Raw genomic sequence first — 18,109 nt, 5'->3', positions numbered from 1 at the left:
ATGTGTGGACGTCCGCTGCGGATATTACACGCCGGCGAACGGCGGCTTGCCGACACGCGGGCCGTGCCGAAACGCTGGCTCGTCACAATGGAGCAATTGCGGCTCCCGCAGGAGCCGCGTCCGGAACGCCCCGACGGCGCACGCGCGTTGTTCAGCTTTCGATCGACAGCTTATCCTCGCGGATCGCTTCGTACTCGTCTTCCCAGAACCATTTTTCGTCGCCGAACGCCGGCTTCAGGTGGTCGAACCACGTCGCCTGCGCGTCGAACTTCGCGAAGAACGGCCGCTGCACCCAGTCGGGGTTGCGTCCCTGGATGAAGCGCAGCACGAAGACTTTCTCGCCGGCGACTTCCGTCACCCCCTGGACCTCGACTTTGCCGGGGCTCGCGCTCATGCTCGGGCCGCGTGCCGTGCGGCCCAAGCCCGATACCTGCTGCATCGCGTCGCGGTAAATTTCCCACGCGCGCACGAGCGGCACTTCGAAGTAGTTGCGCGCGCCGGTGTCGCGCTCGACGAACATGTAGTACGGCACGATGCCGAGCCGCACCTGCGTCTTCCACATCCGCGCCCACACGTCGGGATCGTCGTTGATGTGGGCGATCAGCGGCCCTTGCCCGCGGATCACGACGCCGGCCTTGCGCAGCCGCCGCACTGCGGCCTGCGTCGCCTCGGTGTCAAGTTCCTTCCAGTGGTTGAAATGCGTCATCAATGCGACGTGCTTGCCCGCCTCCGTGAGGCGTTCGAGCAGCGCGATCAGCTCGTCGGCGTCATCGGCGCCGAGGAAGCGGTGCGGCCAGAACGTCAGCGCCTTCGTGCCGACGCGGATCGTCTGGATGTGGTCGAACTCGGGCTCGAGCAGCGGCTCGAGGTAGTCGCGCAGGTGGCGCGTTTTCATCACCATCGGGTCGCCGCCGGTGAACAACAGATCGGTGACTTCGCGATGCTGGCGCAGATAGGCGTGCAGCGTGTCGGCTTCGGACGACGCGATGCGCAGCTCCTTGTCGCCGACGAACTGCGCCCAGCGGAAGCAGAACGTGCAATAGCTGTGGCAGGTCTGGCCCTGGCTCGGAAAGAACAGCACGGTCTCGCGGTACTTGTGCTGAATGCCCTCGAGGCGGTTGCCGTGCTCGTCGCGCGGCATGTTCATTTCCATCTGGTCGGCCGGATGCGGGTTCAGCTCGTGGCGCACCGCGTCGATCGCCGCCTCGACATCCTTCTTGTCCGCGCCGTACCTGAGTAACGTCGCGATGCGGTCGAAATGTTCCGGCGCGAGCATGCCGCGCTGCGGGAACGTCAACTGGAACATCGGATCGGCGGGAATGTTGTCCCAGTCGATCAGTTCGTCGATGACGTACTGGTTGACGCGAAACGGCAGTACCGACGACACGACTTTCATTTCGAAGCGCTGCGCTTCCGACAGCTTCGCCAGCGGCGCAATCTGGTCGAGGTCGCGCTGCGTGTAGACCTTGAACGGCACCGGGTCGAAACGCGCGGTGTTGAAAGTGATCGGGCGGGTAAGGGACTGGACTTGGGCCGTCATGGATGTCTCCTGATCTCGTTCCGGATCGGCACGCGCAGCCCCCGCGCGAAGGCGATTGAGGGTGATGCACGGTCCGTCGAACGTTGGTCTTGTGGCGGCGGTACAGGACGTCGCGAAGAAGTGAGCGACCCGCTGCCGTTCAGGAACGAACGCCGGCACGCAGCAGGCGTTCGTGAAGCGCAGCCATACTATCTCACAATTTATATTTGTGCAAATGTTGAGATGGTACATCGAGAACCTGCCCTGAGCGCCTCGACGCTTCACCGGTGCCGCAAGGAATCGCCCCGCGAATCACTTCTGCGGCCGCAGCGACCCTGACCGCGCCCGCGAGAGGGACGTGGCCGGGCCGCGGAAGCCGGAGAAAAGACAAAGGAGAAAGCAAAAGGGCTCACCAAGGTGAGCCCTTTTGCCGGACCGGCAGCGCACGATCAGCGCGCGGCCGGGTTGTCGCAGCGAACTGCCGTTACTCGAACTCGACGATCACCTCGTCCACGGCGAGGCTGGCGCCAGCGGTCGCGACGATCTTCTTCACCTTGCCGTCCTGCTCGGCCTTGAGGACGTTCTCCATCTTCATCGCCTCGATGACCGCAAGCTTCTCGCCCGCCTTGACTTCCTGCCCGACCGACACCGCGATCTCGCGCAGCAGGCCCGGCATCGGCGACAGCAGGAAGCGCGACAGATCGGGCGGCACTTTGGTCGGCATCAGCGCCTGCAGCTCGGCCCACCGCGCGCTCATCACCAGCAGCACCGCCTGCGTGCCGTTGTGCGACAGACGATAGCGCAGCCCGGTGCGGGCGACCTGGATCGTGAACGGCTTGCCGTTGAGCGTGCCGTTCATCAGCGCCTCGCCGAACTTCCAGTCGGTGCGCACCGCGAACGTCTCGCCGCCGAGTTCCACGTCGTAGCCCCCGGCGGCCGGCACGACGGTCACGAGGCTGCGTTCGTCGCCGCGCATCACCGTGTATTTGTCGCTGACGACGCGCTCGTGGCCGGGCATCTGCCCGGAAATCTGCGCGTCCCGGTCTTCAAAGCGGCGGTGCAGCGCGGCAGCGGCCGCGATGAACAGCGTCGGGTCGTCGTGCGGCACCATCGACGCGTCGAAGCCTTTGGGGTATTCCTCGGCGATGAAGCCGGTGTTGAAGTGGCCCGAGACGAAGCGCGGATGCTGCATCAGCGCGGCCTGGAACGGGATGTTCGAACTGATGCCGCGAATCACGAACGCGTTGAGCGCGTCACGCATGCGCTCGATCGCCTGGTCGCGGTTCGCGCCGTGCGTGATGAGCTTCGCGATCATCGAGTCGTAGAACATCGAGATCTCGCCGCCTTCGTAGACGCCGGTATCGACCCGCACCTGGCCGTCGGCTGCAGCCGGCGGCTGGAACTTGACGAGCCGCCCGGTCGACGGCAGGAAGCCGCGGAACGGGTCTTCGGCGTTGATGCGGCACTCCATCGCCCAGCCATTCAGCGCGATGTCTTCCTGGCGGAACGCGAGCTTCTCGCCGGCGGCGACGCGGATCATCTGCTCGACGAGATCGAGCCCGGTGATCATCTCGGTGACCGGGTGCTCGACCTGCAGCCGGGTGTTCATCTCGAGGAAGTAGAACGACTTGTCGGCGCCGACGACGAATTCCACCGTGCCGGCCGACTGGTAGTTCACCGCCTTCGCGAGCGCAACCGCCTGCTCGCCCATCGCCTTGCGCGTCGCCGGGTCGAGGAACGGGCTCGGCGCCTCTTCGATGACTTTCTGGTGACGGCGCTGGATCGAGCATTCGCGCTCGTGCAGGTACACGACGTTGCCGTGCGCGTCGCCCAACACCTGGATCTCGATGTGGCGCGGCTCGAGCACGTATTTCTCGATCAGGATGCGGTCGTCGCCAAACGCCGTCCTCGCTTCGTTGCGGCACGACGTGAAGCCTTCAAAGCACTCCTGGTCGTTGAAGGCGACGCGCAGCCCTTTGCCGCCGCCGCCGGCCGAAGCCTTGATCATCACCGGGTAGCCGATGCCCTTGGCGATCTCGACCGCCTGCTCGGCGGTGTCGATCGCGTCGGCGTAGCCCGGAATCGTGTTGACCTTCGCTTCCTTCGCCAGCTTCTTCGACGCGATCTTGTCGCCCATCTGGCCGACCGAGTAATGCTTCGGACCGATGAAGACGATGCCTTCTTCCTCGAGCCGGCGCGAAAACTCGGCGTTCTCGGACAGGAAGCCGTAACCCGGATGCACCGCTTCGGCGCCGGTCTGCTTGCACGCGGCGATGATCTTGTCCATCACCAGATACGACTCTTTCGATGCAGCCGGCCCGATGCAGACGCCTTCGTCGGCCATGTCGACGAACAGCGATTCGCGGTCGGCTTCGGAATACACCGCAACCGTCCTGATGCCCATCCTGTGGGCAGTCTTGATGACGCGGCAGGCGATTTCTCCGCGGTTCGCGATCAGGATCTTCTTAAACATGCATCGTCTCCGCGGTGAAATCGCCGCACGCTTCGCGCGCAAGGCAATGTGACTTCGTCGCTGCGCCGCTGCGCGGCTGGTCACCGCGGTTTGCGATCAGGATCTTCTTGAACATATTTCGTCCTCCCCGGCGCTCAGAGCGGGATGTTGCCGTGCTTGCGCCACGGATTGTCGAGTTGCTTGTCGCGCAGCATCGCCAGCGAGCGGCAGATGCGCTTGCGCGTGTTGTGCGGCATGATCACGTCGTCGATGAAGCCACGATGGGCCGCGACGAACGGGTTCGCGAACTTTTCCTTGTATTCGGCTTCACGCGCGGAGATTTTCGCCGGGTCGTTCTTTTCCTCGCGGAAAATGATCTCGACCGCGCCTTTCGGCCCCATCACCGCGATCTCGGCAGTCGGCCACGCGAGATTCACGTCGCCGCGCAGGTGCTTCGAGCTCATGACGTCGTAAGCGCCGCCGTACGCCTTGCGCGTGATCACGGTGATCTTCGGCACGGTGCATTCGGCGTACGCATACAAGAGCTTCGCGCCGTGCTTGATGATTCCGCCGTATTCCTGGCTGGTGCCGGGCATGAAGCCGGGGACATCGACGAAGGTCACGACCGGGATGTTGAACGCGTCGCAAAAGCGCACGAAGCGCGCCGCCTTGATCGAGCTCTTGATGTCGAGGCAGCCGGCGAGCACCAGCGGCTGGTTCGCGACGATGCCGACGGTCTGGCCTTCCATGCGGCCGAAGCCGATCAGGATGTTCTTCGCGTAGTCCGGCTGCAGCTCGAAGAAGTCGCCTTCATCGACGATCTTCGCGATCAGCTCCTTCATGTCGTACGGCTGGTTCGCGTTCGCCGGCACGAGCGTGTCGAGCGACTCGTCGAGGCGGTCGGCCGGGTCGGCGGTCGGCTTGACCGGCGGCTTCTCGCGGTTCGACAGCGGCAGGAAATCGATGAAGCGACGCAAGCCGGCGAGCGCCTCGACGTCGTCCTCGAACGCGAGGTCGGCGACGCCCGACTTCGTCGTGTGCGTCACCGCGCCGCCAAGCTCCTCGGCCGTGACTTCCTCGTGCGTGACGGTCTTCACGACTTCCGGTCCGGTCACGAACATGTACGACGAGTCCTTGACCATGAAGATGAAGTCGGTCATCGACGGCGAATACACCGCGCCGCCCGCGCACGGACCCATGATCAGCGAGATCTGCGGCACGACGCCCGACGCCATGACGTTGCGTTGAAAGACATCCGCGTAGCCGCCGAGCGAATCGACGCCTTCCTGGATGCGCGCCCCGCCCGAGTCGTTGAGCCCGATCACCGGCGCGCCGACTTTCATCGCGTGATCCATGATCTTGCAGATCTTCTGCGCGTGCGTCTCGGACAGCGACCCGCCGAACACCGTGAAGTCCTGCGAGAACACGAACACCAGCCGGCCATTGACCGTGCCGTAGCCGGTCACGACGCCGTCGCCCGGCACCGTCTCCTCGGCCATGCCGAAGTCGGTGCAGCGGTGCTCCTTGTACATGTCCCACTCTTCGAAGCTGTCCTCGTCGAGCAGCAGTTCGATGCGCTCGCGCGCGGTGAGCTTGCCTTTCGCATGCTGCGCGTCGATGCGCCGCTGGCCCCCGCCGAGACGGGCTGCCTCCCGTTTTTCCCGCAGCTGGCGGATGATGTCGTGCATTGAAACCTCCTTGATTTTTCAGCGCTCCCCGCCGTTCCGACGTCCAGGCGTTCAATTCCGAATCCTGCTCGAAACTGCCCGCTGGCGCTCGTTGGGCCGATGAGCCGAAGGCGTTATCCGCCTACTGTGACGGTTTTTCCAAGTAGCCGAGCAGGCGCATCGCGGCGGCCGACGGCGTCGTCGCGCCCTCTTCCACCGCGCGGGCAAGCCCGGGCAATTCGTGCTGCACCTGCGGGTGGCTGCGAAAACGGCTGCGCAGCCCGCTGTCGATCATTTCCCACATCCACGCGAGCGCCTGATGGCGGCGCTTCGCGTCGAACTCTCCGGTCGGCGTCAGCATCTCCCGGTAGCGCTTCACTTCATCCCAGAACCCGGCGACGCTGTCCTTCTGCAGCGCCGACAGCGTCAGCACCGGCGGCGTCCAGTTCGGCGACGCGTGGCGGAACATCATCAACGCGCTCTTCATCTGGGATTTCGCGAGCTGCGCCGCGCGCGCGTCGATGTCGGCCTTGTTGATGACGATGAGATCGGCGATCTCCATGATCCCTTTCTTGATCGCCTGCAGGTCGTCGCCGGCATTCGGCAGCTGCAGCAGGCAGAAAATGTCGGTCATGCCGGCGACCGCAGTCTCCGACTGGCCGACGCCGACCGTCTCGACGATGATCACGTCGAAGCCCGCCGCTTCGCACACGAGCATCGTCTCGCGCGTCTTCGCGGCCACGCCGCCGAGCGAACCGGCTGACGGACTGGGCCGGATATACGCTTCAGTGCGCTGCGACAGTAGTTCCATGCGCGTCTTGTCGCCGAGGATCGAGCCGCCGGTCACCGACGACGACGGATCGACCGCGAGCACTGCGACGCGATGCCCCTGTTCGATCAGGTACAGGCCGAGCGCCTCGATGAACGTCGACTTGCCGACGCCCGGCACGCCGGAGATGCCGACGCGCAGCGCGCGCCCGCTCGCCGGCAGCAGCGCCTCCATTACCTGGTGCGCGCGCGCCTGGTGGTCCTCGCGCGACGACTCGATCAGCGTGATCGTCTTCGCCAGCGGGCGCAGCTGTCCGGCGAGCACGCCGTCGACGAGCGCCCGGTCGGCGAGCTCGGACACGAAATCGGCCCTGGATTCCGCCAGGCGTTCGGATTTGTTCATCGGCATCGATACGTCGGCTGCCGCGCTTCGCGCCAGGGTTCCGCCGGAGCAGCCGCTCTCGCCCGCAATCACGTGGTGGCGCGCGCGGCGCGGATCTGCTTCAGCACTTCGCGCGCCGCGGTCTGGATCGGCGTGCCCGGGCCGAAAATGCCTTTCGCGCCGGCGGCGTACAGCCCGTCGTAGTCCTGCGCCGGAATCACGCCGCCGACGAAGACGACGATGTCGTCGGCGCCGAGCTGCTTCAGCCCGTTGATGATTTCCGGCACGAGGGTCTTGTGGCCGGCGGCGAGGCTCGAGCAGCCGATGGCGTGGACGTCGTTCTCGACCGCGTGGCGCGCAGCTTCTTCCGGCGTCTGGAAAAGCGGGCCGATGTCGATGTCGAAGCCGAGGTCGGCGAACGCCGACGCGACGACTTTCGCGCCGCGGTCGTGGCCGTCCTGGCCGAGCTTCGCGATCATGATGCGCGGACGCCGACCTTCCTCGGCGACGAACGCTTCGATGTCGGCTTTCAGCGCCTGCCAGTCGGCATCGTTCTCGACGACGGCGCCATACACGCCGGACACCGCCTGCGGGTTCGCGCGGTAGCGGCCGAACACTTTCTCGAGCGCGTCCGACACTTCGCCGACGGTCGCGCGCACGCGCATCGCCTTCACCGCGAGGTCGAGCAGGTTGCCTTCGCGGCTGCCGTTCTGGCCGGCTTCGGCGCACGCGGTCAGCGCGTCGAGCGCCGCCTGCACCGCCGCCGCGTCGCGCGTCGCGCGGATTCTCTTCAGCCGCGCGATCTGCGAATCGCGCACCGCATGGTTGTCGATGTCGAGGATCTCGATCGGGTCTTCTTTCGCGAGCTTGTACTTGTTCACGCCGACGATGACGTCCTTGCCGGAGTCGATGCGCGCCTGCTTCTCGGCGGCGCATTCCTCGACTTTCATCTTCGCCCAGCCCGACTCGACCGCTTTCGTCATGCCGCCCATCGCCTCGATTTCCTCGATCAGGCTCCACGCGCTGTCGGCCATGTCCTGCGTGAGCTTCTCCATCATGTAGGAGCCTGCCCACGGATCGACGACGTTACAGATGTGCGTCTCTTCCTGGATGATGATCTGCGTGTTGCGCGCGATCCGAGCCGAGAACTCGGTCGGCAGCGCGATCGCTTCGTCGAGCGCATTCGTGTGCAGCGACTGCGTGCCGCCGAACACCGCCGCCATCGCCTCGATCGTCGTGCGCACGACGTTGTTGTACGGATCCTGCTCGGTCAGCGACCAGCCCGACGTCTGCGAGTGCGTGCGCAGCATCATCGATTTCGCGCTCTTGGGGTTGAAGCCTTTCATGATCCGCCACCACAACAGGCGCGCGGCGCGCATCTTCGCGACTTCGAGATAGAAGTTCATCCCGACCGCCCAGAAGAACGACAGCCGGCCGGCGAACGCATCGACGTCCATGCCGCTCGCGATGCCGGTGCGCACGTATTCCAGACCGTCAGCGAGCGTGAATGCGAGCTCGATCGCCTGGTTCGCGCCCGCTTCCTGGATGTGATAGCCGGAGATCGAGATCGAGTTGAACTTCGGCATGTGCTGCGCGGTGTAGCCGAAAATGTCGGCGATGATCTTCATCGACGGCGTCGGCGGATAGATATAGGTATTGCGGACCATGAACTCCTTGAGGATGTCGTTCTGGATGGTCCCGGAGAGCTTGTCCTGCGAAACGCCCTGCTCTTCGGCGGCGACGATGTAGCCGGCGAGGATCGGCAGCACCGCGCCGTTCATCGTCATCGACACCGACACCTTGTCGAGCGGAATGCTGTCGAAGAGGATTTTCATGTCTTCGACCGAGTCGATCGCGACCCCGGCCTTGCCGACGTCGCCGGTGACGCGCGGATGATCCGAGTCGTAGCCGCGGTGCGTCGCGAGATCGAACGCGACCGACACGCCTTGCCCGCCGGCAGCGAGCGCCTTGCGGTAGAACGCGTTGGATTCCTCGGCCGTCGAGAAGCCCGCGTACTGGCGGATCGTCCACGGCTTGACCGCGTACATCGTCGGCTGCGGCCCGCGCAGGAAAGGCTCGAAACCGGGCAGCGTGTCGGTGTGCAGCAACTTGGCAGTATCCGCCTTCGTATACAGCGGCTTCACCGCGATCCCCTCGGGGGTGATCCAGTTCAGCTTCTCGATGTCGCCGTCGGGCGCGTGCTTCGCCGCGGCCTTCTTCCAGGCATCCATATCCGGCTGCGGGTACGCCGGCATTTTGGCGTTCGACATGACAAACCCTCTCTGTTCAGAGCCGCGAAAAGCGGCCGTGCGATATTCGGTAAAACGCGAACCGGGTCGAAACCCGATGAAAACCAGAACCGCGCCCACAACGATATTTACCGGCAACCAAATACCGTTCGGGCAACGCCCTGCGCCAAGCTCAGGGCGAACGGTTGAATTTGATTGCCGCCTTGCCTTAATAGCTGGCGGCGACGAGACCGCCCGCGGAACGGACCCGCGGGCGGCCGCCGACGCTCCGGCGCTGCGACGTAGCGCTCTCCCTTCCCTTGCCGCAGGTTCAGCCCATTCCTGAACCCTTGGCACTCCCATGCCAGGTCGCGCGCCGGAAGTTGACTTGTGCCGACCAGCGAATAATACTTTATCCATAATTATGAATGCAACTTCCGCATGCCGCGGCTGCCGGAAGCGCCCCCACCTCTGCAATGAACCGCTTATGACCGCCTCCCGCATCGCTCCGCTCGCCCTCTACCAGGAGGTCGCCGAGCGGCTTCGCCAGCGCATCTATTCGCACGATCTCGCCCCCGGCACGTGGGTGGACGAGCAGGCGCTGGCCGACGACTACGGCATCTCCCGCACGCCGTTGCGCGAAGCGCTGAAAGTGCTCGCGTCGGAAGGGCTCGTCACGCTCAAGCCGCGCCGCGGCTGCTACGTGACCGAAATCTCGGAGCGCGATCTCGACGAGATTTTCACCGTCATGGCGCTCCTCGAAGGCCAGTGCGCGCATATCTCCGCGCGCAAGGCGACCGACGCCGATCTCGACCGGCTGCGGAAAATCCACGAAAAACTGGAAAAAGCCGCCGGCGGCGGCGACATCGACGGCTATTTCGAAGCGAACCAGGCGTTCCACCAGGCGCTGCAGAAAATCACCGACAACCGCTGGCTGCTGCAGGTCATCGAGGACCTGCGCAAAGTCATCAAGCTGTCGCGCCACCACTCGCTGTTCAGCGAAGGGCGGCTCGAACAGTCGCTCGCCGAGCACCGCGACATCCTCGCCGCACTCGCCGAACGCGATGCGGAGCGGGCCGAGTTGCTGATGCGCACCCATATCGACAGCGGACGCGCCGCCCTCGCGCGGATCGCGAAGGCGAAAAACAAGGTCGCTTGAGCGACACGCTTCCCCGTCATTGCGTTCGCCGCATTACACCCGCCCGGCACGCAAATCCGGTTCGGGCCGAGCCTGTCGAAGCCCGGGCAGCGCCCTTCGACAAGCCTGTCCTGAGCGAAGTCGAAGGGCTCAGGACGAACGGTTGTAATTAAACTTCCGGTTACTACCCGCCGGGACGCGTCATCGCCTCCGCGTCGACCCACAGATCGAACTCCTCGGCGCGGACGTAGCCCGACGCGAGCGCCGCGTCGCGCAGCGACAGGCCTTCCTGATGCGCCTTTTTTGCGATCTCGGCGGCGCGGTCGTAGCCGATCTGGCGGTTCAGCGCGGTCACGAGCATCAGGTTCTTTTCGAGATTCTCGCGGATGCGCGGCAGGTTCGGCAGCAGGCCGCGCGCGCAGTGCGCGTCGAACGCGTCGCAGCTGTCGGCGAGCAGCGCGATGCTCTCCAGCACGTTGTGCGCCATCACCGGCTTGTAGACATTCAGCTGGAAATTCCCCTGCGTGCCGGCGAGCGCGACGGCCGCGTCGTTGCCGAACACCTGCACGCACACCATCGTCAGCGCTTCGCACTGCGTCGGGTTGACTTTCCCCGGCATGATCGACGACCCCGGCTCGTTCTCGGGAATCGTCAGTTCGCCGATGCCGCAGCGCGGCCCGCTCGCGAGCCAGCGCACGTCGTTCGCCATCTTCATCAGGCCGCCGGCGAGCGTGCGCAGCGCCGCCGACGCCTGCACCAGCGCGTCGTGCGCGGCCAGGGCGAAGAAGCGGTCCGGCGCGCTGCGGAACGGGCGTCCGGTCAGCGCGGCGATCTCGGCGGCGGCGCGGTCGCCGAAGCGCGGATGCGCGTTGAGCCCGGTGCCGACCGCGGTGCCGCCGATCGCCAAGTCGTACAGTCCCGGCAGCGTGCTTTCGACCGCGGCGAGGCCGAAATCGATCTGTGCGACCCACGCGCCGATCTCCTGCCCGAGCGTGACCGGCGTCGCATCCTGCAGATGCGTGCGTCCGGTCTTGACGACGTCGCTGAATTCCTTCGCCTTGTCGGCGAGCGTGCCGCGCAGCCGTCCCACCGCCGGCAGCAGGCGGTCGTGCAGCTGTTCGACCGTCGCGATGTGCATCGCAGTGGGGAACGTGTCGTTCGACGACTGGCCGCGGTTCACGTGGTCGTTCGGATGCACCGGACGCTTCGAACCGAGCTCGCCCCCGGCGAGTTCGATCGCCCGGTTCGCGATGACCTCGTTCGCGTTCATGTTCGACTGCGTGCCGGAGCCCGTCTGGAACACGACGAGCGGAAAGTGCGCGTCGAGCGTGCCGTCGATGACTTCGTCGGCGGCGCGCTCGATTAGCGCCGCGACGTCGGCGGGCAATTCGCCGAGTTCCGCATTTGCCCGCGCCGCCGCTTTCTTCAGGACCCCCAGCGCGCGGATCATCGCGCGCCCCCAGCGAAAGCGCTCGGTGCCGATCGGGAAATGCGCGACCGAGCGTTCAGTCTGGGCGCCCCAGTAACGGTCCGCCGCGACTTCGACCGGCCCCATCGAATCGGTTTCGGTACGTGTGTTCATCATCGTCTCCCGCCGCTTCCCGGCCTCGCGCGGTTGGACGCGCACCGCCGGCAGGGATTCCCCAACAGCAGGACCATTTCCCGATTGTGATATTTGTAAAGATATGCAACGGCCGAATGCCTTAATATTCTGGCATTCGGCCGACGGAGCAGTGGCTCCTGACCGACGCGCGGAAAGCGCGCCGACCGAACGGAGAACGCCAACGATGGACCTCAGCAACGCCATCCCGGCGGTGCGCCCGCCTCGCGTCGCAAACGCCGGACTGAACCTGAACCCGGAACTGCGACGGATTCTTGCGAACATCCGCGTCATTGTCGCGATCGTCGCCGCAACGCAAGCCCTCTCGCTGTCGGGCGCGGGACGCACGCCCGCCGCGCTCGCGGCCTCGGGCTACGCCGCCTATGCAGCTTGGCTGTGCTGGGTGGAAACCAGCGGCAATCGTCCGGTTCTGCCGCGCGTCACGCCGTGGGTCGATGCGGCGTGGATCCTGCTTTTCGCGTGGCTCGCCGAGGCGCAAAGCAGCCTGTTCATCCTGCTGCTGCTCTTTCCGGTCCTGTTCGCGTCGCTGAGCTTCGGCTTCGTCTCCGGCCTGCTGGTTTCGCTGTTCGCCGCCGCAGTCGCCGCAACCCAGTTGATCCTCCACAGCGGTCATGGTGCCATTCCGTGGCAGGGCGCGATGCTGCAGCCGCTGTCGCTTCTCGTTCTCGGCCCTCTCGTGGCCGGTCTCGCGCGAGCCGGCGTGCAGATGAACGAGCAGCTGACGATCGCTGACCGCCTGCTCGGGCAGGTGGACCCGCGCCTCGGCGTCCGGCGCGTCGCGGAGACGACGCTGCGCACGCTCACGCACCATTTCGCGGCCGATCGGGGGCTGATTCTGCTGTGGCTCCCGGACAGCGAGCCGCGCCTGTTCGATTGCGACGCCAGCGGCAACGTGAACGAGCGGTCGGGCGAGCTGCATGCGAGCTTCGTCGAGGCGCTCGGCGGCCTGCCGTCCGACGTCGCGGCCGTGCATCATCTCGGCCATCTGTTCGGACGCCTCCCGCTGCGTCATCACAGCGGCTTCGACGTCGAAAGCAGAGTGTCGAGCAGCGCTGCGCGGCCCGCGGCCGAACAGCTCGCCGCACTCCTTGACGCGAACTCGATGATCGCGACGCCGATTTGTCGCCGTGCGCCGCACCCGTGCCGGCTGCTGCTCGAGTCGCGGCGCCGGCGCTACCGCGCGCGCGACGCCGAGCTGCTGTACGGAGTGATGGAGCAGCTCGCGCCAGTCATCGAAAACGCCGGCCTGCTGGAGCGGCTCACCGAAGCCGCGATGGCGACCGAACGCGCGCGCATCGGCCGCGATCTCCATGACACCGCGATCCAGCCCTACCTCGGCCTGAAATACGGCATCGAAGCGCTCGCGCGCAAGGCCGCCGCCGACAACCCGCTGCACCGCGACATCCACGCGCTGAAGGACGTCGCGATCAGCGAGCTGCACAATTTGCGCGAGCTCGTGACGGACATGCGGGCGGGCGCATGTGGCGCCGACGATGCGCTCGCTCCGGCGCTGCGGCGGCAGGCCAAGCGGTTCTCCGAACTGTTCGGGATCGAAGTGGCGGTGTATTGCGAAGGCGAACTGCCGGTGCGCCGCAGTCTTGCCGCAGCGATTTTCCCGATGGTCGGCGAAGCGCTGACGAACATCCGCCGGCATACCGATGCGAGCCGTGCCGAAATCACCGTCTCAGCACACGCCGGCGCCTGTTCGCTGCGCATCACGAACGCGCACGACCCGCACGACCCTCCCCCGCCGTTCATCCCGCGCTCGATCGTCGAACGCGCCGAATCGCTCCACGGCCGTGCAGTCGTCGAGCGACAGCGGCCCGGCCTGACTGATCTAATCATCTCCATCCCAGCACCTCGCGAGCACGGCCAACCATGATAATCACCACCGAAAGTGCCATCCGGGTCTTCCTCGTCGACGATCACCGCACGACCCTGTGGGGGCTCGAGCGCCTGATCGAAGGGGCCGAGCGCATGCAACTGGCCGGCAGCGCGACAAGCATCGCGGAGCTGCTCGCCGACCCCGACAGCCGCAACGCCGACGTCATCGTGCTCGACCTCGATCTGGGTGGCGTCGATTCGGCCGCGGCGCTCGCCGAACTGCAGCAGTCCCTCAGCGCCCGCGTGCTGGTACTGACCGGCGCGCGCGACGCCGACTCGCATCGCCGCGTCGTCATGGCCGGCGCCCGCGGCGTCGTGCGGAAGGAAGAGCCGGTCGACGTGTTGCTGCGCGCGATCGAGAAAGTCCACGAAGGCGACGTGTGGGTCAATCGCGCCTTGATCGGCGACATCATGGACATGCTCAAAGGCGGGCAACAGCCGGCGCCCGACGAGCACAACGCGAAGATTTCGAGCCTGACGCCCAAGGAACTCGAAGTCATCGCCGCTGTGGTCCGCCACAAGGGCGCCAAGAGCCTGGTCCTCGCCGAGGACCTCGGCATCAGCGAGCACACGCTGCGCAATCACCTCACCGTGATCTACCACAAGCTCGAACTGCGCGGCCGGCTCGAGCTGTACGTGTACGCGAAGGAACACGGGATCGGGCCGGCGCATTCGTGAACCTCGGGCATCCTGGGGCAGCGTCGGTAAGCGGGGTTCAGTAAGAGAAGGCCGACTTTCGCCACTCCGGGTTGATGCGCCGCATTCCCCGCGCAACCAGTTCCCGGCGGCTATTCTCGACTTCCGCCTCATCAGGCGCACCCGTCGCCACCGCATCTGAAGCCGCAATCTGCGACTGTTCGGGGCATTCCGTTTTCCGTTTCCCGCCCCAGCGTACGAACAAATCCGCATCCGCATCAGGCACGTAGTAGATGTCGTTTCGACGCATCACGAAGCGGTTGTTCTCGGCGATCGTCGTCGTGACGAGAATTTCGGTGCGCGTAGGTTTCGCGTCACGCCCCAGCCACCAGTCCGCGAACGCGCCTCCCGCGAGCCCGGCGCCAACCGATTCAGCCGAATTGAGGTGCAGCTCCGAGAGCCGGTGAATCACCGCGACGCCGGCGGCAAGCCATGTGTACCGTCGCGGCTCGTAGTCCGGGAAGTTCAAGCCGTGGTTCACCACCTGGGTGTCGTAGGTGACTTCGATCTGCGCTCCGTCCGCAGCAAAACCCTCCTTCGACGGCTCGGCCTTGCAGACATCGACGTCCGCTCCGCTGTCCACGAGCCGGGTGATGAGGAATTCTCGGAAGGCGCGATTGAAAGCCGAACGCCGCTCCGAGGCCGCCACGTGCAGCGGCCTGTTCTGGAGGCTCTCGTTGTCCTCGATCGCATTCATCGTCTGCTCCACGACATCGTCGGCAACAACGTCCCAGTGCTGCGCAGTGCGCGCGACCTTTTGATACGAAAGCGGAAAATTCTCCGCAACGGGGACCGGCGACGCACAGCCGACGACGGTCAGTGCCGCCGGTATCAGGAGGACGAAAACCCTTTTCATTATTGTTCTCCGTGTCTGGAAGCGGGAAACGCGGCGGGAGGGCGCGGGCGCGTAGAAAATGACAGGAGAGAACGTACCGCCCCGCGGCGGTTCATGCCATGGTCAAAAGCGCGAGAACGCCATGTGACATTCGTCATGGTGGACAAGCCCCGCTACGGCGCTCGACGAAAAGTTTTCCGCCGTTTTGCGCGCAGGGCGCCGGAAATGCCTGTACCGGAGCGAAATGGACGCCATCCGGAATATGTCTATATCATTCACACCCTCGTCTTGATGAGTATTGAACGATGACGGTCACCGCAGAAGCGGAGCAATACGACAGTCCGTGGAAGGAAGCGCTCGAGGAAGCCTTCCCCGAATTCGTCGCGTTCTACTTTCCGGACGCCGACCGTCAAATCGACTGGAGTTGCGAGCACGTCTTCCTCGATCAGGAACTTCGCCAGGTCGTGCGCGATGCCGAGCTCGGCCGGCGCTTCGTCGATAAGCTGGTGCGGGTCACTCGCCTCGGCGGCGGCGAAGGATGGGTGTACGTCCACGTCGAGGTGCAGGGCAGCCGCGAAGCGGACTTTGCCAGGCGCATGTTCGTCTACAACTACCGCCTCTTCGACCGCTACGACCGCCCGGTGGCGAGCCTCGCCGTGCTCGCGGACGAAGAGGCCGGGTGGCGACCTGATCACTTCCACGTCGAAGCCTTCGGCTGCAAGACCGGCATCCGCTTCCCGGTCGCCAAACTCACGGACCACGCCGAGCGGCTAGACGCCCTGCTCGCGGATCCGAACCCGTTCGCGCTGGTCACGGCGGCCCACCTGCTGACCCGCCAGACCCGCCACGATCCCGCCACCCGCTTCCAGGCCAAACGCCGGCTCGTCCGGCTGCTCTACGAACGTGACTGGAACACGCGCCGCATTCTGCGCCTGTTCGCGGTACTCGACTGGATGATGCGGCTGCCGAAAGCTCTCGAAGCCAAACTGTGGCAGGATATCGAAGACATTGAAGGAGAACGGAAAGTGCGATACGTGACCAGCGTCGAACGGCTCGCAATCGAGCGCGGCATGCAACAGGGCATGCAACAGGGCATGCAAAAAGGCTTGGAAAAGGGCATCGAGCAAGGCATGGAGAAAGGCCGTATCGAAGGCGAAGGCACCATTCTGCGCCGCCAGCTCACCCGCCGCTTCGGCCCTCTTCCGCAGGACGTGCTCGACCGCCTCGCCCGCGCCGACTCCGCGCAACTCGAAACCTGGGCCGACCGGGTGATCGACGCCGCGAGCCTCGACGAAGTCTTCGCTGCCTCCTGACCCGGCGCGTGCCCCTACGGGCACGCCGCCGGCACTTCCTGCTCGACCTGCTCCCCGCCGCGATCGCCGCATGTCGGGATAAGCAAAGCGCCGCCCGACCTGCGCTGTCCGGCGTCCGACGCTTGGGTTACCGGGCTCCGACACTCCGATTCCCGGCCTCCAGAGCTGCGCTCCCCGGTCGCGTTGTCATGCCCCGTGCAGTCGAGTTCTCCCATGCGCAGCTTGCAAGCCCGCCGGTATCGTTGAATCCTCGCGGCCGTCGCCGCACGCGTGGAGCACGTCACCTTGTCGAGCGCTTTGGCTCCGCCGATCGAAATCCTGCTCGTCGACGATCAGCGCGTGATCCTTTCGGGGGTGACGGCGCTGATCGAGAGCGAAGCCCCGCGGATGCGCGTGACCGGCCAGGCCCGCTCCGCCCGGCAGGCGCTCGAACTCGCGCGAACCGTTCGCCCGCACATCATCGTCCTCGATGCCGACCTGGGCGGCGAGGACGGCCTCGTGCTGATCCCGCTGTTCCGCATTTGCTGCAATGCCGCCGTCGTCGTCTTCACGTGCCTCGGCGAGCCGCGCGCGCGTCTGCGCGCGCAGCGCCTTGGCGCTGCCGGCTTCGTTTCGAAAACCGCGCCGGGCGATGAACTGATCGCCGCGATCCGCCTGGCCGCCGTCTGAACCGCCGGAGCCCGTGACAATTGTCATGGGTGCAACCGGTCGAACGCGGCCACGCCGATTGGTCGCATCAGCCGATGCCGAATCCGGAACCTCGGGCGAACATGGAGAAAATGCCAAACGGGCCGCGGACGGGCGGTAACCGGCATCCTCACCCGGACTCGCAGCCACGGCCCCCGAAGGAGCATCAACGGCCGCATTTGCCCGTCATTCCCGCCCGGCTTCAGGAGACAGACCGTGACCCACACGCAGAAAAACAGCTTGTCGCCGCAAACCCAGTCCACGATCGGCGCGATTTTCTCGGCGCTGCTGCTGCTGTTCGCAATCTCGCACCTCGGCGCGTTCGCCGAAACCGGCATGACGAGCAAGCTGCTGTTCAGCGTCGCCGAAAGCGTCATCGCGGTGCTGGTTCTGCTGCGGATGCCGATGCATGAAAACCGAGACGAAGCGGCGGCGTTCGATTCGGAGGCGCTTGGCGCGAACGCTTCCGTGACGTCGGCAGCGGACATTCACGGATTTCACCGAGAAAGAACTGAAGCCAGCGTCGATCGTCATTCCGGCCGCCGCCCCGCAGCAGGCTCCCAAGCCATGACAAATGTCACAAGCACCTGCGGCGCATATGACTACTGAAAATGGGCGCAATTGCCGATGTTGCCGAACCGGCCGGCGCCTAATCTGAAGTCAAGCCGCAGGACAGGACAAAAGCGATGAAAACCAAGCGAATTGCCAGACTGCTGAAAGGATTCATCGAAGACCAGGGCGGCGTCACATCGATCGAATACGCGCTGCTCGCGGCGCTGATCTTCGGGGCGATCGTGGGTTCGGTCGGCCTGCTCGGCGGCAACGTAAAAACGCTCTATGACGGCGTCGCGGCGAAGGTTACAGCCGCAATCGCGTGATGAAGCGACGGTTTCACTGCGGGGCGAAAACCTCGCAGCAT

General features: G+C 65.4%; 15 protein-coding genes. 7 read left to right on the top strand and 8 right to left on the bottom strand.

What is annotated here, in order from left to right:
• Nucleotides 1–151 precede the first annotated feature (151 nt).
• From PA01_10045 to scpA, 6 genes are all read right to left on the bottom strand, one after another.
• Entirely contained in the window at nucleotides 152–1,540 is a 1,389-nt protein-coding gene (locus tag PA01_10045; GenBank protein ID KON81883.1) for a lysine 2,3-aminomutase, read from the bottom strand.
• A 463-nt stretch (nucleotides 1,541–2,003) separates the two neighbouring features.
• A complete protein-coding gene (gene accC / locus PA01_10040) occupies nucleotides 2,004–3,992 on the bottom strand; it encodes an acetyl-CoA carboxylase biotin carboxylase subunit (GenBank protein ID KON81882.1) in 1,989 nt (662 codons plus the stop codon).
• Entirely contained in the window at nucleotides 3,985–4,107 is a 123-nt protein-coding gene (locus PA01_18800) for a hypothetical protein (GenBank protein KAI5913097.1), read from the bottom strand. Before PA01_18800 ends, accC begins: the two co-directional genes overlap by 8 nt.
• A gap of 19 nt (nucleotides 4,108–4,126) precedes the next feature.
• Nucleotides 4,127–5,659 carry an acyl-CoA carboxylase subunit beta gene (locus PA01_10035; GenBank protein KON81881.1) on the bottom strand — a complete coding sequence of 511 codons (1,533 nt, stop codon included), beginning with the start codon at nucleotides 5,657–5,659 and terminating at the stop codon, nucleotides 4,127–4,129.
• Between the two features lie 121 nt (nucleotides 5,660–5,780).
• Nucleotides 5,781–6,815: a methylmalonyl Co-A mutase-associated GTPase MeaB gene (gene meaB / locus PA01_10030; protein KON82438.1), complete on the bottom strand. Its 1,035-nt coding sequence runs from the start codon at nucleotides 6,813–6,815 to the stop codon at nucleotides 5,781–5,783.
• A 62-nt stretch (nucleotides 6,816–6,877) separates the two neighbouring features.
• Complete coding sequence (scpA, locus tag PA01_10025) at nucleotides 6,878–9,058, bottom strand: methylmalonyl-CoA mutase (protein KON81880.1); 2,181 nt, start codon at nucleotides 9,056–9,058, stop codon at nucleotides 6,878–6,880.
• 445 nt (nucleotides 9,059–9,503) lie between these two features.
• Here scpA and PA01_10020 point away from each other — a divergent pair, with 445 nt between their 5' ends.
• Nucleotides 9,504–10,175: a GntR family transcriptional regulator gene (locus tag PA01_10020; protein ID KON81879.1), complete on the top strand. Its 672-nt coding sequence runs from the start codon at nucleotides 9,504–9,506 to the stop codon at nucleotides 10,173–10,175.
• Nucleotides 10,176–10,338: 163 nt separating this feature from the next.
• Here PA01_10020 and fumC read toward each other — a convergent pair whose 3' ends face one another.
• Nucleotides 10,339–11,739 carry a class II fumarate hydratase gene (fumC, locus tag PA01_10015; protein ID KON82437.1) on the bottom strand — a complete coding sequence of 467 codons (1,401 nt, stop codon included), beginning with the start codon at nucleotides 11,737–11,739 and terminating at the stop codon, nucleotides 10,339–10,341.
• A gap of 202 nt (nucleotides 11,740–11,941) precedes the next feature.
• Here fumC and PA01_10010 point away from each other — a divergent pair, with 202 nt between their 5' ends.
• Together PA01_10010 and PA01_10005 are read left to right on the top strand one after the other, a co-directional pair.
• Nucleotides 11,942–13,657, top strand: a complete 1,716-nt coding sequence (locus PA01_10010; protein KON81878.1) for a histidine kinase — start codon at nucleotides 11,942–11,944, stop codon at nucleotides 13,655–13,657.
• Nucleotides 13,654–14,337, top strand: a complete 684-nt coding sequence (locus PA01_10005) for a response regulator transcription factor (GenBank protein ID KON81877.1) — start codon at nucleotides 13,654–13,656, stop codon at nucleotides 14,335–14,337. The genes PA01_10010 and PA01_10005 overlap by 4 nt, the downstream gene beginning before the upstream one ends.
• Before the next feature lie 37 nt (nucleotides 14,338–14,374).
• Here the strand turns inward: PA01_10005 and PA01_10000 are convergent, their stop codons facing one another.
• A complete protein-coding gene (locus PA01_10000) occupies nucleotides 14,375–15,052 on the bottom strand; it encodes a hypothetical protein (GenBank protein ID KON81876.2) in 678 nt (225 codons plus the stop codon).
• 443 nt (nucleotides 15,053–15,495) lie between these two features.
• On the opposite strand from PA01_10000, the gene PA01_09995 reads away from it, so the two are divergent.
• The 4 genes from PA01_09995 (at nucleotide 15,496) to PA01_09980 (ending at nucleotide 18,068) form a co-directional block, all read left to right on the top strand.
• A complete protein-coding gene (locus tag PA01_09995; GenBank protein KON81875.1) occupies nucleotides 15,496–16,503 on the top strand; it encodes a DUF4351 domain-containing protein in 1,008 nt (335 codons plus the stop codon).
• A 285-nt stretch (nucleotides 16,504–16,788) separates the two neighbouring features.
• Nucleotides 16,789–17,172 carry a response regulator transcription factor gene (locus PA01_09990; protein ID KON81874.2) on the top strand — a complete coding sequence of 128 codons (384 nt, stop codon included), beginning with the start codon at nucleotides 16,789–16,791 and terminating at the stop codon, nucleotides 17,170–17,172.
• 234 nt (nucleotides 17,173–17,406) lie between these two features.
• Complete coding sequence (locus PA01_09985; GenBank protein ID KON81873.1) at nucleotides 17,407–17,799, top strand: hypothetical protein; 393 nt, start codon at nucleotides 17,407–17,409, stop codon at nucleotides 17,797–17,799.
• Between the two features lie 77 nt (nucleotides 17,800–17,876).
• Nucleotides 17,877–18,068, top strand: a complete 192-nt coding sequence (locus PA01_09980) for a Flp family type IVb pilin (GenBank protein KON81872.1) — start codon at nucleotides 17,877–17,879, stop codon at nucleotides 18,066–18,068.
• The last annotated feature ends 41 nt before the right edge of the window (nucleotides 18,069–18,109 follow it).

This window comes from Azoarcus sp. PA01 (genome assembly GCA_001274695.2).
Lineage (GTDB): Bacteria > Pseudomonadota > Gammaproteobacteria > Burkholderiales > Rhodocyclaceae > Aromatoleum.
Note: the sequence above shows the minus strand (reverse complement) of the source record. Positions and strands in the feature narration are given on the sequence as shown.